The organism is Streptomyces sp. NPDC059874 (assembly GCF_042731135.1).
In the GTDB taxonomy this organism is placed as follows: Bacteria; Actinomycetota; Actinomycetes; order Streptomycetales; family Streptomycetaceae; genus Streptomyces.
This window is the reverse complement of sequence record NZ_JBHWJY010000090.1, coordinates 21,653-34,965: the sequence shown is the minus strand read 5'-3', so window position 1 is coordinate 34,965 and position 13,313 is coordinate 21,653. Positions and strand designations below refer to the sequence as shown.

Below are 13,313 nucleotides of genomic sequence, written 5' to 3'. Positions count from 1 at the left end.
TCCTGGTTCCCTCACCTCGGCGGGGCGGACTCGTCCCCCTTCCGGGGCGGCGGGGCCCATTCTCCACATGGGGGGCCGCCGGGGGGGCGGCGCCGGGGGGGGGCCCCGCGGGGGCCGCCGGTCCCAGTTCCGCCAGGAGCGGGCCGAGGCTCTGTGGGCCGTGGGCGCCCGCGACCACGACCTCGTGGCCCGCCGCCACGAGGATCCTGGCGAGGGTCGAGCCGATCCGGCCGGTGCCGATGATGCCTGTCCGCATGACGCTCCTCGGGAAGGGGGACTCGGTTCTCTCCGGACTCAGTCCATGCCGATCCAGACCGACTTGGTCTGGGTGTAGCTCTCCAGGGATTCCGGGCCGCACTCGCGGCCGTAGCCGGAGGCCTTGTAGCCGCCGTAGGGCACGGAGGGGTCGTACTGGTTGTAGCAATTCACCCAGACCGTGCCCGCCTTGATCTGCGAGGCGACCCGGTGGGCCCGCCGCAGGTCCTTGGTGTGGACGCCGGCGGCGAGGCCGTACGCGCTGTCGTTGGCGATGCGCACGGCGTCCTCCTCGGTGTCGAAGGGGATGATCGACAGCACCGGCCCGAAGATCTCCTCCTGGGCGATCCGCATGCCGTTGTCGACCCCGGTGAAGACGGTCGGCAGGAAGTACAGGCCCTGACTGGAGGCGCCCTCCGGGGTCCAGCCGGTGCCGCCGGTGCGCAGGATCGCGCCTTCCTTCTCGCCCACCTCGATGTAGGAGCTGACCTTGTCGAACTGGCCGCGGTGCGCCAGCGGCCCGAAGAGGGTGGCCGGGTCGCGCGGGTCGCCGGGCTTGAGGGCGGCGGCCCTGCGGACCAGGCGTCCGACCAGTTCGTCGTGGACGGGGCGCTGGAGCAGCAGGCGGGAGCCGGCGGTGCAGATCTCGCCCTTGTTGTAGTAGATGCCGAAGAAGGCGAGTTCCTCGGCGGCGTCGAGGTCGGCGTCGGCGAAGACGATGTTGGCGGACTTGCCGCCGAGCTCCATCGTCACCTTCTTCAGGGTGCCGGCCGCCTTGCGGATGATGGACTGGCCGACCGCGGTGGAACCGGTGAACGCGATCTTGTCGATGTCCGGGTGGTCGGTGAGGGTCTCCCCCAGTTCCACGCCGGGACCGGTGATGACGTTCAACACTCCGTCGGGGATCTCCGCCTCCTGGAAGAGCTCGGCGATCTTCAGGGCGGTGAGCGGGGTGGCCGGGGAGGGCTTGTGGACGACGGTGTTGCCGGCCGCGAGGGCCGGAGCGATCTTCGTCATCGACAGCAGCAGCGGGAAGTTGAACGGGGTGATGGCGCAGACCACGCCCAGCGGTTCGCGCAGGGTGTAGGCGAGCTGGCCGCCGGCCGGGGCCCGCGAGGAGCCGTCGACGCGGGTCACGGCGCCGGCGTAGTAGTGCATGAGCTGGGCGGCCATGGGGGCGTCGACCGTACTGGAGAAGGCGAACGGCTTGCCCATGTCCACGGTCTCCAGAAGGGCGATCTCCTCCAGGTCGCGCTCGATGAGCTCGCCGACCCGGTTCAGCCGCAGCGCGCGCTCCTGGGCCGACAGTCTGCTCCACGGACCTTCCTCGTACGCCTTGCGGGCGGCGGCCACGGCCGCGTCCGCGTCGGCGGCGGTGGCCTGGGCCACCGGCACGATCTCCTGGCCGTCCACGGGGCTGATGTCCGGCTCGGTACGGCCGTCCCGGGCCGGGACCCATTTGCCGCCGATGAACAACTTCCCGGGGTTGGCCAGGGGCTGGTCGCTGAGCGCGCGCTGTGTCATGGCTGCCTTCCGGATTCGTGTGCGGGGGGCTGCTTTCAGCCCTGCGCGAGCTGCGTCAGGAACGTCTCGGCGAGGGCCTTGGAGGAGTACGGGTTCTGGCCGGTCGTCAGCTTGCGGTCGACGACCACGTGCGAGTCCCAGATCGCTTCGGCCTTCTCGTAGCGGGCGCCGAGCCGCGTGAGCTCGACCTCCAGGATCAGCGGGAGCCGGCCGGCCATGTTGGTGACCAGTTCCTCGCTGTGCGAGAAGGCCGTCATCCGGTACCCCTCGAAGGGCCAGCGGCCTTCGCCGTCGCGCAGGGCGAGCAGTGAGGTGTGGCCGTGGCAGACGGTGGCGAGGGGCTTGTCCTGGGCGATGACCCAGCGCAGGATCTGGGCGAGTTCGTCGGACTTGGGCAGGTCGCCGATGGCGCCGTGGCCACCGCTGACGTACACGCCGTCGTAGTCGGCGATGTCCTTCTCGGTGAGGGACTCCAGCGCGATCGGGGTCTGGAGCTGGGGGGTGTTCTCGATGACCCGGACGTACTCGGCGGCGTTGGCCGCGTCCTCGTCGGGCGAACCCTGGGGGCGGACCCACTGGAGGAACTGGGGGTCGATGCTCGTCTGGTCGACCGTGGGTGCCCGGCCCCCGATCGTCGCGACGTCCACGACGTGCCCGGCTGCCTTGAACAGCTGATAAGGGACGACGAATTCCTCGGCCCAGAATCCCGAGGGGTGCTGTTCGCCGTCCAGCAGGTGGAGGGTGGCCTTGGCCGTCATGACGACGAGAATCTTCATGATTCTCTCCTTGTTCTGGATTCGCTGCCGATTCAACACGCCCATAGCAGGGGGCGTAAGGGGGCGACGTCAGGCCCGTGATACTTCGTCACGTGCGTCCAACGCCGAGATGATGGTGCGGAATTCACCGACCAGCGGGTGGTCGGGATGGGCTTCTGCAAATATGCGCTCCCCGTACAGCGCCGCCATTTCCGGCGAGTACGGAAGGATTCCGGCCAGGGGTGCTCCGTAGACCTCCTGGGCGCGTCGCCGCGCCGCTTCCCGGTCGACCCCGGCGGGGGCCATGCTCAGGACCAGGGTCCGCCGGCAGGGCAGGCGCCCGGCGAGGGCGATGGTCTCCTCGACGCCGGAGAGGTCGATCCGGTCGGCCCGCGCCATGATCATCAGTACGTCGGCGCTCGCCATGGCCGTGACCGACTCGTTGTTGAGCCCGGCATGGGTGTCGAGCAGCAGCATGTCGAGGGCGAAGTGCCCGGCCAGCCGGTCGAAGCCCTCCGGGAGCAACCCCACGTCGTATCCGCTGGTCATAATCTCCCGCAGGGCGGCCGTCCCGGTCCGGGCCGGTACGACGTACAGCCCGGGGAGGGCGACCTGCTGGGCCGCGGCCTCGATCTCGCAGCGGCCGAGCAGGTAGTCGGCCAGGGACGGACCGGGCCCGAGCCGGAACAACAGGTCGAGGGTGGGCGACTGGATGTCGGTGTCCACCACCCCGACCCGGCGCCCCTCGGCCGCCAGGAGCAGCGCGAGGTTCGCCAGTACCGAGGACTTGCCCGTGCCACCGCGGTGCGAGTGCACCACGATGGTGCGGGCCATCAGGCCACCACCCGGTAGCCGGTGCCGTCCCCGTGCGGCCCCCGCGCCGCACGTGGCCGGTGGAGGGCCAGCATGGTGACGTCGTCGTGCTGTTCGGCGGTGCCGGTGTGCTCGCGCACCGCCCAGTCGATGCGGTCGACGACCTCCTTGCCGCTGGCAGGGCGGCCGGCGAGCAGTTCCAGCATGCGTTCGTCGCCGAGGAAGCGGCCTTGTGGGCAGCGGGCCTCGGGTACTCCGTCGGTGAAGGCGAAGAGGGTGTCGCCCGGGTTCAACTGGGCGTAGCCGAGGGTGTAGACGCAGTCGGGGTGGACCCCGACGGCCGGTCCGGTGATCTCCAGCGCTCGGGGCGGGCTGCCGTCGGCGTGCAGCATCAGGGGCGGGTTGTGGCCGCCGTTGATGTAGACGAGGCTGCCGGTGAGCGGGTCCAGCACCCCGAAGAAGAGGGTGGCGAAGTAGCCCTGCCGCAGGTGGTTGCGGGTCAGGTAGCCGTTGGTGGCCGTGACCGCGTTGAGCAGCGGCGTGGCACCGACCACCGGGATGCGGCGGCTGCCTCCGGTGCGCCCGGCGACGAGGTGCTGGAGCCCGCTGTTCTCGGCGGTGTGCCGCAGCAGTGAGCGGATGAGTGCCATGAAGAGAGCGGCGCCGACTCCCTTGTCGCAGACGTCGGCGACGACGAAGGCGAGCCGGCGGCCGCGGGATATCTCGAACACGTCGTAGAAGTCCCCGGCGACCTGGCGGGCCGGCCGGAACCGGACGTCGATCTCCCAGCCGTCCGGGACGGGCAGCCGTTCGGGCAGGAAGCCCGCCTGGATCTCCCGGCCGATCTCCAGTTCCTTCTCGTAGCCCATGAGTTCGGCGCGGGCGTCGGCTTCGCGCAGGGTGCGGCCGAGTCCGGCGCGCTCCGAGCAGCTGTGCAGGCGGGCCCCGACGAGGGCGGGCAGGAAGGGTGGGACGAGGTAGTCGTGCCCGATCCGTACGTGTTCCTCCAGTGCGGCGAACTCCGTCACGGTCCAGACGACCACGATGGGTGCCCCGGCCCAGCGGCGCAGCCGGCGTACGGCCATCCGTACGGCCTCCCCGTCGGACTCGGCCGGGGCGAGCAGCACGTCCGCGACGGGCAGCTGTTCCAACGGGCCCGTGCGGAGCTCCGTGAGGGAGCGTGCCACGAGTTCCGCGTCCATCGTCCGCAGCGCGTCGAGCAGTTCGGGCGGCGGGGGCGGGTACTCGTCGAGGATGATCACGGTCGTGGAGGGCATGGGTCCGTCCCCTCAGCTTTCACGGTCAGCGTGCTGATGTTGCGGCCGCCCGTGTGTCGGTAGCTGAACTCGTCCACGCTGGTCAGTGCCAGGTGGATGCCGAGGCCGCCGATCCGCCGTTCCTCGGGGCGGACCCCGGGGGCGGGCGGGAGGCGGCCTTCGACGGGGTCGAAGGCGGGTGCGCCGTCCTCGATGACGATGCGCACCTCGCCCGGGCCGGAGCGGCCCCGGACGGTGATCCGCCCGTCGCCGCCCCGGTACCCGTGCATCACGATGTTCGTGGCCAGTTCGTCCACGGCCAGCCGGATCCTGTAGGCGGCCCCTTTGTCCAGGCCCGCCCGGCCGGCCAGCCGCAGGACGAACGAGGCGATCTCGCCCAGTGCCCCCACCGTCGCGGGCACCTCCAGCACGGCGGGCTTCCTCGCCAGTTCGACCATGTCGGTCACAGTGGTCACTCGTCGGAGAGGACGATGCTCCGGTCGAGGCCGGCCGTCCGGATGGTCCGGGACACGGGCTCGATGGCGCCCACCACCTTGATGGTGACGTTGTCGGCGACCTTCTGCTGGGCGAAGACCAGCGAGCGCAGTCCGGCGCTGGCCATGTAGCCGACACCGGCCATCCGGATCTCCACGGTGGTCGTGCCGTGCCCGGCGGCCTTCTCGATGGTCCGGTGGAAGTCCGGCGCGGTCTTGGCGTCCAGCTCGCCCGTCAGCTCGATCACGGTGGTGTCGCCCTCGATGCTCAAGGACACGGAAAGGGGCATCTCAGGTCTCCTTCTGTCGGTGCGGTCAGGCGGTCAGGGCGTGTCGAACTCTTCGGGGTCGTTCGTGCGGCCGACGAGGATCACGACCGAGCGCGGGCCGATCAGGTACTTCCCGGCGTTGTCGAGTTCCTGCTCGGTGCCCGGGGTGCGGATGTCGTGCGGCGCCGCGGCCCCGGTGTCGGCGAACAGGTGCCAGCTGCGGCCGCCGGGCAGGGCCGGCAGTTCCAGGTCGTGCGATTCCCAGTGCGCGTTCATGGCCACGTACACCACGTCGTCGTCACCGGTGCCGCAGCGGGCCACCGCCAGCAGCCGGCTCTCGGCCGACCAGTCGGGCTGCCAGGCCCGCTCCCCGTGCCAGCTGATGTCGGGCAGGCCGAGGCTCTCCCGCATCTGCCCGGTGGGGTGGGCGGTGGAGCGCAGTTCCCGGTGGCGCCCCCGGAAGGCGATCATCTCCCGGGTGAACCGGAGCAGTTCGGCGTTCTCGTCGACCTGGTCCCAGTCGAACCAGGACAGTTCGTTGTCCTGGCAGTACGTGTTGTTGTTGCCGCCCTGTGTCCGCGCGACCTCGTCCCCGGCCAGCAGCATCGGGATGCCCTGGCTGGTGAAGAGGATGGCGAGGGCGTTCTTCATCTGCCGGATGCGCAGCGCGTTGATCTCGGGGTCGTCCGTGGGCCCCTCGGCTCCGCAGTTCCAGCTGTTGTTGTCGTTGGCGCCGTCGTTGTTGCCCTCGCCGTTGGCCTCGTTGTGCTTGTCGTTGTAGGAGACCAGGTCGGCGAGGGTGAAACCGTCGTGTGCGGTCAGGAAGTTGACCGAAGCGGCGGTTCCGCGGCTGGAGTACAGGTCGGGCGAGCCGGCGATCCGGGTGGCGAGTTCGCCGGTGACGCCCGGGTCGCCCTTGAGGAAGCTGCGCACGGTGTCGCGGTACTTCCCGTTCCACTCGGCCCAGCGGCCGTACGCCGGGAAGTTGCCGACCTCGTAGAGGCCGCCGGCGTCCCAGGCCTCGGCGATGAGCTTGGTGTGCCGCAGGACCGGGTCGTAGGCGAGCAGTTCCAGCAGCGGCGGGTTGGGCAGCGGGGTGCCGTCCAGGGCCCGGCCGAGGATGGCCGCGAGGTCGAAGCGGAAGCCGTCGATGTGGTAGTCGGCGACCCAGTGGCGCAGGCAGTCGAGCACGTAGTTGCGCACGACGGGGTGGTTGCAGTTGACGGTGTTGCCGGTGCCGCTGAAGTTGAAGTAGTACCCCTCGGGCGTGAGCATGTAGTACGTGGCGTTGTCGAGCCCCTTGAAGGAGATCGTCGGGCCCTGCTCGTTGCCCTCGGCGGTGTGGTTGAAGACGACGTCGAGGATGACCTCGATGCCGGCCGCGTGCAGGTCCTTGATCAGGGTGCGGAACTCGTCGCCCTGCATCCCGTAGCGTCCGGTGGCGGCGTAGCCGGCCTTGGGTGCGAAGAACGAGACGGTGTTGTAGCCCCAGTAGTCGAAGAGCCGCTCGCCGGTCTCCGGGTTGGTCCGCGGGTTGTCGCTCTCGTCGAACTCGAACACGGGGAGCAGCTCGATGCAGTTCACCCCGAGTTCCTTGAGGTACGGGATCTTCTCGCGCAGCCCCGCGAAGGTGCCGGGTGCGGTGACCTGCGAGTTGGGGTGCCGGGTGAAGCCGCGCACGTGGGTCTCGTAGACGACGAGGTCCTCGGCGGGGATGCCCAGCGGGGTGTCGTCGCCCCAGTCGAAGTCCTGGAGGCAGACGCGGGAGCGGTACTGGTAGCCGCGGCTTCGGTCGGGTTCCACGCCCCAGACGTCGCGGCCGGCGATCAGCCGGGCGTAGGGGTCGGAGAGGACCTGGCGGGCGTCGAAGCGGTGGCCGGTGACCGGGTCGTAGGGGCCGTCGGCCCGGTACCCGTACTCGATGTTCTCGTGGTCGAGGCCGAAGACGGTCATGGCGAAGACGCTGCCGGTGCGGAATTCCTCGGGGAACTCCAGTTCGGCCATCGGCTCGGGTTCTCCGCGCTTGTAGATGACCAGGGTCATGGAGGTGGCCTGGTCGGAGAAGACGGAGAAACTGACCCCGCCGGGGACCACGTTGGCCCCGAAGGGGAACGGCTTGCCCGCGCGGACGCGGTACCCGCCCACTTCGTGGGTCGGGTACGCGTCGACACGGAGGACCTGCTCGGACCGGGCCTCGCTCATCGCGCCGCCCTGGCCTTGGCCTTGGCTTCCGCGGCCGCCGCCTCGCCGGTCTCGAAGAAGTCGAGGAAGCCGGTGGCCGACATGACGAACCGGACTTCCTCGCTCACCCCGTAGAGGGTGACGGCGACGCCCGCGTGCTGGGCCTCGCGGTAGACGACGAGCAGAGTGCGCAGGCCCGCGCTGGAGACGTAGGTGACCGCCGTGAGGTCGATCCGCAGCGGCTTGCCCTCGCGGACCAGCGGCAGCAGCGCCTGGAGCAGCGATCCGGATGTCTCGCTGTTGATCTCACCGGTGGCGACGAGCACGGTGCCCGTCTTGTTGCGGCGTTCCTTGACGTTGAGACTCATTGCCTTCCCCTCTGGTTGGGGCGCCCCCCGTTGAGCGCGGTCCCCTGGAGAACTACTTGGTCACGGGCCGGAGCCGGACCTTGACCTTGACCCGCCCCTGGACGTCGGGGAGGTGGACGGTCAGCGCGTCCGCGTCGAATTCCTCGTACGGCTTCTCGTCGATCTCCACGGAGGCGATCCGCACCGAGCCCGCGGGGAGCAGGTCGGGCGAGACGCGCAGGATCCGGTCGGGCAGGTTCGTCGGGTCGGGCTGGAAGTGGAAGTCCATCTCCCGGCCGTTGATGAGCAGGTTGTTGTAGACGGCGGCGAGGTAGCACAGCTCCGCCGAGTGGTACATGGACATCGAGTGGCTGCCCTTGAGCCGCTCGGTGCCGAGCAGGTACGGCGTGCCGCCGGCGAGCACGTTGAAGTAGACGGCTCCCTCGTCGTGGTCGAGGAAGAAGGTGTTGTAGAAGGCCTGCGCCTGCCGGGCCTCGCGCAGGTTGGCGTCGCCGCCGACCGTGCCGTTCAGGATGAGGTAGGCGAGGATCGCCTGCTCCTGCTGCCACCAGGCCTTGCGGTCGTGCCAGGCGAATCGATACGCCTCCTGGTCACCGGACTTGATCCGCTCGACGACGTCGTACCAGCCGCCGCGCTGCACGTCGCTGCCGACGGCCGGCATGATCTCGCCGATCTTCTTGGCGAGCTCCTCGTACGCCGGCTTGGCCTTCAGCGAGTTCATCCGCATCAGGTTCCAGGCGATCTTCAGATTGTGGCCGACCACGGCGCGGTCCTGCTGCCAGCTGTGCGCCTTGTCGTGCGACCAGTCGCGGTGGAAGCGCTCCTGGACGAAGGGGCTGTTCTTGTAGTCCGGGAAGCGGTCCGCGATCGTGTCGAAGGTGTACTCCAGGAAGTCGGCGTACTTCTGCTCGCCGGTCGCCAGGTACAGGTTGATCAGGTACGCGGGCGCGTGGTCGCCGACCGAGTTCCAGTTCTTGCGCTCGGCGTTCTCGCCGAGGGACTCGTGGTCGGCGCTGAAGAGGATCGGGTCGATGTGCGAGTAGTAGCCGCCCTGCTCCGGATCGAAGAAGAACTTGTCGAACAGCCGGATGGTGGCGTCCGCGTCGTTCTTGATCCGGACGTCGCCGGTGACCCGGTACGTCTGGATCGGGCCGGCCAGCGCGTAGATCTGCTCGTACATCGGGATCGCGTCGTAGTCGTCGGAGAACTCCGAGGTGAAGAGCTTGCGCTCGGTGTCCCCGTCGACGCTGATGCCGTGGTACCAGAAGACCACGTCCTCCTCGCCGTCCACGACCCGCATGTGCTTGCGCAGGTACTCGGTGCCGCGCTCGGCGACCTCCAGGTACTCGTCCTTGCCGGTCAGCAGGTAGGCCGAGGCCATGCCGTAGACCAGACGGGAGATCGTGTCGGTCTCCTGGACGTGGCTGGCGGTCTTGTCGCCGCCGAGCCGGATCTCGGTGCGGTACTCGGTGAAGTCCACCGGCCCGTCGCCGAACTGGGCCCGCTTGTAGAAGTCGGCGAGCGACTCGATCTGCTTGATCCACCAGCTCGCTTCCTCGAAGCGGTAGTCCTCGGCGCCCCGGCCCAGGAACACCAGGCGCTTGGCGTCGAAACGCCCGCCGTGCTCCGGATAGTGGACGCCGTACGCGAAGAGGAAGCGGCCCGGCGAGAGCATCTCGTCGATGTGCCCGGAGGCGTCGATGTAGGGCTCGTCCAGGTTGCGGACCAGCTCGGCGCTCGGGTCGCCGGCGAGCGAGACGTCGAACTCCCGGCCGTCGGAGGTCTTCAGCCGCAGGACGCGCGACCCGGAGTCGAAGCGGACGACGTAGCCCGCGATGGTGTCGGAGAAGGAGAAGCTCACGGCGTCCGCCATGTCATGCACCGTCCTTGTCGTGTGAGCGGTCGTCCTCGTACCCCTGGCTGACCTCGACGATCACGCCGTCGGGGTCACGGAGCCATACGGTGCGCCAGCCGCAGATGAAGTCGTCGAAGTCCAGCGGGCCGAGCGTCACGTCGGCCGCTTCACCGATCTCGGCGAGGAATGCGTCGACGCTGTCGGTCTGGAAGGCCAGGTGGCGCATCCGGCCCGGGGCCTGCGGCCCGTCGTCGTGGGCCTCGCGCGCCGGTTCGCCGGCACCGGCCGCGAAGAGCTCCAGGTACGCGTCCCCCTTGCGCAGGAACACGATCCGGGAGTCGCCCAGGTTCACCACCCGGGCCCGGGTGAATCCGAAGTACCGGGTGTAGAACTCCTCGGTCGTCTTCTGGTCCTTGCAGTTCAGGCCCACGTGCGACCACCGCGGCCCGGCCATCAGCCGGCGCCCCGGCCCCGGCCGGCCGCCACGAGCTCGATGATCCGGCGGGCGAAGAGGTGGTGGTGGGCGCCGGTGCGGCCGGTGACCAGGTCGCCGTCGACGACCACGTCCTCGTCCACGTACTGGGCGCCCATGTTCCGTACGTCGCCGATGAGGTTGTTGTGGCAGACCACCTTGCGGCCGCGCACCTTGCCCGGGATCGAGGAGGCCAGCCACATGCCGTGGCAGATGATCCCCTTCAGGACGGTCGGCTCCTCGAAGGCCCGGCGCAGCAGCTCCGTGGCGGGCGCGAGCACGTCCACGTCCTCGGTGTAGCGCAGCCGGTCGGCCACCATGCCCGAGGGCACGATGATCGCCGCGTACCGGCGCAGCTCCTCGTCGCTCAGCCCCTCCAGGGACCGGTCCGCGGTGAACGGCGCCCGGTACTCGTGCCCGGAGAAGGTGATGGAGTCGTTGCCCCACAGCCGGGTCAGGAAGTCGACCTCGGCGCCCTCCTCCGCGAACCGGTGCTGGTAGTAGAAGATCTCCGGCTCGTAGAAGTCGCTCTCGACCAGGACCGCGATCCGGGTCCCGGTCAGCGCGCCCTCGCGCAGGACGACGTCAGGCACGGGACACCCCCTTCAGGAAGTCCGCCGCTCGCTCGGCGATCATCGCGATGGCGGTGTGGCAGTTGCCCGACGGGACCGCGGGCATCACGCTCGCGTCGACGACGCGCAGGTTCCGTACGCCGTGCACCCGCAGCTCGGGGTCGACCACGGAGAGGTCGTCGATGCCCATGCGGCAGGAGCCGGCCTGGTGGTGGTAGCTCTCCGACTTCTGCTTCACGAAGCCGCGCAGCTCGGCGTCGCTCACGTGGCCCGGACCGGGCTGGAGCTCCTGCTTGTACCAGGGCGAGAACGCCGAGGTCGCGAAGATCTCCCGGGCGATCTTGACGCCCTGCACCATCCGCTCCAGGTCCCACCGGTCGCCCAGGTAGTTCGGGTTGATCAGCGGGTGGGCCAGCGGGTCGGCGCTCGCCAGCCTGATCCAGCCGCGCGAGACGGGGCGTACGACACCCGGCAGGATGGACACCGTGTTCGGGTGGTCCTGGCCGACGATCACGTCGAACGGGACGTGGACGAAGGCGATCTGCAGGTCGGGCGCTGGCAGTCCGGGCCGGGAGGACAGGAACAGAGCGCTCTCCGACAGGTTCTGCGCGGGCGGCGGGAGTTCCTGGGTGACCTCGGCCATCAGTCCGGTCAGCACGTGGTTGTGGAAGTTCTCGCCGACCCCGGGCAGGGCCGCGGTGACGGCGATGCCGTGCTCGGCCAGCTGCGTCGGATGCCCGATGCCGGAGAGCAGCAGCAGCTTCGGCGACTCGATCGCACCCGCGGCCACGATCACCTCCCGACGGGCCCGTACGGTGTGGAGCCCTGGCTCGGCGGGGCTGCTGTGACCGTCCCGGACGGTCCGGCCCGGAACCTCGGCGGGCGGCCGGAGCTGGGCGTACTCGACGCCCGTGCAGGTGTCCCCGTCGAAGAGCAGCCGGGTGGACTGCGCGTTGGTGCGCAGGGTCAGGTTGGCCCGGTCGAGCGCGGGCTCCAGGTAGGCGGCGAGGACTCCCTGGCGGCGGCCGTCGGCCACGTCGATGTGGTGCCAGCCGGTACCGAAGAGGCCGCGCCGGGGACCGTCGGTGTTGAAGTCGGCGATCTCCTCGTGGCCGAGCTCGACGGCCGCGTCGATGAAGGCGCGCGAGACCGGGTTGGGGCCGTGCCGCCCGGCGTTGGTGATGCGCTGCGGGCCGCGGGTGCCGGTGGTGGCGGCGGTGGCGTCCTCCTGGCCCTCCAGCAGGGCGAAGTACGGGAGCACGTCCTCGTACGCCCAGCCGGCCGCGCCCTGGTAGGCCCAGTTGTCGAAGTCCGAGGCGTGGCCCCGGATGTGCATCATGATGTAGAGGTTGCTGCTGCCGCCGGGAGCCTTGCCGCGCGGTTCGTAGGTGCGGCGGCCGCCGAGGCCGGGCTGCGGGGTGCTGGTGTAGCCCCAGTCCAGGGGCCCGCCGAGCAGCTTGTACCAGGAGGACGGGTCGTCCACCTCGGGCGGGATCCGGGAGCCGCCCGCCTCCAGGACGAGGACGGAGACGTCCGGGTCCTCGGACAGCCGGTTCGCCAACACGCTGCCGGCGGTGCCGGATCCCACGACGACGTAGTCGTACTCTTCCACGCTCACGGGTCCCCCTCAGCCCTGGCTCAGGACCTGGAAGGGGACCGTGTCGTGGTAGTTCGCCATGTAGGCGATCTTTCCGTCCACGATCTTGAAGAAGTTCATGACCTCGGCCTCGATGGCCTCGCCGGAGGCGCTGACCGCCGTGAGGTGCGAGACGGCCGCGGCCTTCTCCCCGTCGCCGTCGACGATGAAGTGCACGGGCTCGTTCCGGAAGACCCGGTACATCGTGCCCATGCCCTTCATCATCGAGCGCAGCACGTCCAGGCCCTCGATGTGCCCGGCGAGCTGCTCGTCCATGACCTGGTCGTCGGCGAACAGGTCGCACCAGCGGTCCCAGTCCCCGGCGTTGGCGTACTCGTAGTACTTCCGAAGGACTTCGGTGTGGCTCTCTCGCGGTTGCATGGCGTCGCTCATCCCCCTATCGGTCGCGTCGGGTTCCGTCCGGCGCGAAGGGCGCCCAGAACTGGCTGAAGGCGGAGGCCGTGTCGCCGAAGAGCCCGTCGCGGCCCTCGACGATCCGGCCGTCCCGCCACCGCATGAAGTGGAAGACCGGGTAGTCCATCCGCTCGTACGGCGACCCGCTCGCCCCGTCCGCACCGTCGCGCAGGGCGACGTTGCGGCACACGTCGGCGCTGCAGCCATCGCCGACGAGGATCGCCTCCAGGTCCATCCGGAAGGTGCCGCCCGTGAGCTTGTGGGTCTGCCCCATCAGTTCCAGGAAGGCGTCGAGGCTCTCGTACCAGCCGGCCAGCGGGTGGTTGCCCGGCACCAGCCAGCGCAGGTCCTCGGAGTAGTACTCCAGGATGCGCGCCCGGTCGCCGGAGCCGAGGGCGGCGTAGGCCGCCCGGACCCGCTCCCGCGTCACTTCGGTCATCGTCGCTTCT

The 13,313-nt window shown here is 69.8% G+C and carries 15 protein-coding genes; all 15 read right to left on the bottom strand.

All coding sequences use genetic code 11. The features are described 5' to 3' along the window. A partial coding sequence (locus ACFV9H_RS34865) for an NAD(P)-binding domain-containing protein (protein WP_385406466.1) occupies window positions 1-256 on the bottom strand: 256 nt, incomplete at its 3' end. Between the two features lie 38 nt (window positions 257-294). Further along, entirely contained in the window at window positions 295-1,779 is a 1,485-nt protein-coding gene (locus ACFV9H_RS34860) for an aldehyde dehydrogenase family protein (protein WP_385406463.1), read from the bottom strand. A 35-nt stretch (window positions 1,780-1,814) separates the two neighbouring features. After that, complete coding sequence (locus ACFV9H_RS34855; protein ID WP_385406461.1) at window positions 1,815-2,555, bottom strand: type 1 glutamine amidotransferase domain-containing protein; 741 nt, start codon at window positions 2,553-2,555, stop codon at window positions 1,815-1,817. Between the two features lie 69 nt (window positions 2,556-2,624). Then, window positions 2,625-3,368, bottom strand: a complete 744-nt coding sequence (locus ACFV9H_RS34850; RefSeq protein ID WP_385406458.1) for an AAA family ATPase — start codon at window positions 3,366-3,368, stop codon at window positions 2,625-2,627. Continuing rightward, window positions 3,368-4,624: a PP2C family protein-serine/threonine phosphatase gene (locus ACFV9H_RS34845; RefSeq protein WP_385406455.1), complete on the bottom strand. Its 1,257-nt coding sequence runs from the start codon at window positions 4,622-4,624 to the stop codon at window positions 3,368-3,370. The genes ACFV9H_RS34850 and ACFV9H_RS34845 overlap by 1 nt, the downstream gene beginning before the upstream one ends. Beyond that, window positions 4,606-5,079, bottom strand: a complete 474-nt coding sequence (locus tag ACFV9H_RS34840) for an ATP-binding protein (RefSeq protein ID WP_385406452.1) — start codon at window positions 5,077-5,079, stop codon at window positions 4,606-4,608. Before ACFV9H_RS34840 ends, ACFV9H_RS34845 begins: the two co-directional genes overlap by 19 nt. Continuing rightward, window positions 5,076-5,387: an STAS domain-containing protein gene (locus ACFV9H_RS34835; RefSeq protein WP_385406449.1), complete on the bottom strand. Its 312-nt coding sequence runs from the start codon at window positions 5,385-5,387 to the stop codon at window positions 5,076-5,078. The genes ACFV9H_RS34840 and ACFV9H_RS34835 overlap by 4 nt, the downstream gene beginning before the upstream one ends. Before the next feature lie 33 nt (window positions 5,388-5,420). Beyond that, window positions 5,421-7,568 (bottom strand): glycogen debranching protein GlgX, encoded by a 2,148-nt coding sequence (glgX, locus tag ACFV9H_RS34830; protein ID WP_385406448.1) that lies wholly within the window; start codon window positions 7,566-7,568, stop codon window positions 5,421-5,423. Continuing rightward, window positions 7,565-7,915: an STAS domain-containing protein gene (locus ACFV9H_RS34825; RefSeq protein ID WP_385406445.1), complete on the bottom strand. Its 351-nt coding sequence runs from the start codon at window positions 7,913-7,915 to the stop codon at window positions 7,565-7,567. The genes glgX and ACFV9H_RS34825 overlap by 4 nt, the downstream gene beginning before the upstream one ends. A gap of 52 nt (window positions 7,916-7,967) precedes the next feature. Then, window positions 7,968-9,788, bottom strand: coding sequence for an AGE family epimerase/isomerase (locus tag ACFV9H_RS34820; protein WP_385406442.1), 1,821 nt, complete (start codon window positions 9,786-9,788; stop codon window positions 7,968-7,970). A gap of 1 nt (window position 9,789) precedes the next feature. Beyond that, complete coding sequence (locus ACFV9H_RS34815; protein ID WP_385406440.1) at window positions 9,790-10,224, bottom strand: VOC family protein; 435 nt, start codon at window positions 10,222-10,224, stop codon at window positions 9,790-9,792. Beyond that, complete coding sequence (locus ACFV9H_RS34810) at window positions 10,224-10,835, bottom strand: DJ-1/PfpI family protein (protein ID WP_385406437.1); 612 nt, start codon at window positions 10,833-10,835, stop codon at window positions 10,224-10,226. The genes ACFV9H_RS34815 and ACFV9H_RS34810 overlap by 1 nt, the downstream gene beginning before the upstream one ends. Next, window positions 10,828-12,432, bottom strand: a complete 1,605-nt coding sequence (locus ACFV9H_RS34805) for a GMC family oxidoreductase (protein WP_385406435.1) — start codon at window positions 12,430-12,432, stop codon at window positions 10,828-10,830. Before ACFV9H_RS34805 ends, ACFV9H_RS34810 begins: the two co-directional genes overlap by 8 nt. Window positions 12,433-12,441: 9 nt before the next feature. Then, window positions 12,442-12,831, bottom strand: a complete 390-nt coding sequence (locus ACFV9H_RS34800) for a nuclear transport factor 2 family protein (protein ID WP_385406432.1) — start codon at window positions 12,829-12,831, stop codon at window positions 12,442-12,444. 16 nt (window positions 12,832-12,847) lie between these two features. After that, window positions 12,848-13,303 (bottom strand): nuclear transport factor 2 family protein, encoded by a 456-nt coding sequence (locus ACFV9H_RS34795; RefSeq protein ID WP_385406429.1) that lies wholly within the window; start codon window positions 13,301-13,303, stop codon window positions 12,848-12,850. Window positions 13,304-13,313: the final 10 nt, after the last annotated feature.

What these genes read in the sequence shown, in the direction of transcription:
- ACFV9H_RS34845 (WP_385406455.1), bottom strand. Translation starts at nt 4,624, where the DNA reads ATGCCCTCCACGACCGTGATCATCCTCGACGAGTACCCGCCCCCGCCG.
- ACFV9H_RS34855 (WP_385406461.1), bottom strand. Translation starts at nt 2,555, where the DNA reads ATGAAGATTCTCGTCGTCATGACGGCCAAGGCCACCCTCCACCTGCTG.
- ACFV9H_RS34820 (WP_385406442.1), bottom strand. Translation starts at nt 9,788, where the DNA reads ATGGCGGACGCCGTGAGCTTCTCCTTCTCCGACACCATCGCGGGCTAC.
- ACFV9H_RS34835 (WP_385406449.1), bottom strand. Translation starts at nt 5,387, where the DNA reads ATGCCCCTTTCCGTGTCCTTGAGCATCGAGGGCGACACCACCGTGATC.
- ACFV9H_RS34815 (WP_385406440.1), bottom strand. Translation starts at nt 10,224, where the DNA reads ATGGCCGGGCCGCGGTGGTCGCACGTGGGCCTGAACTGCAAGGACCAG.
- glgX (WP_385406448.1), bottom strand. Translation starts at nt 7,568, where the DNA reads ATGAGCGAGGCCCGGTCCGAGCAGGTCCTCCGTGTCGACGCGTACCCG.
- ACFV9H_RS34800 (WP_385406432.1), bottom strand. Translation starts at nt 12,831, where the DNA reads ATGCAACCGCGAGAGAGCCACACCGAAGTCCTTCGGAAGTACTACGAG.
- ACFV9H_RS34825 (WP_385406445.1), bottom strand. Translation starts at nt 7,915, where the DNA reads ATGAGTCTCAACGTCAAGGAACGCCGCAACAAGACGGGCACCGTGCTC.
- ACFV9H_RS34850 (WP_385406458.1), bottom strand. Translation starts at nt 3,368, where the DNA reads ATGGCCCGCACCATCGTGGTGCACTCGCACCGCGGTGGCACGGGCAAG.
- ACFV9H_RS34860 (WP_385406463.1), bottom strand. Translation starts at nt 1,779, where the DNA reads ATGACACAGCGCGCGCTCAGCGACCAGCCCCTGGCCAACCCCGGGAAG.
- ACFV9H_RS34795 (WP_385406429.1), bottom strand. Translation starts at nt 13,303, where the DNA reads ATGACCGAAGTGACGCGGGAGCGGGTCCGGGCGGCCTACGCCGCCCTC.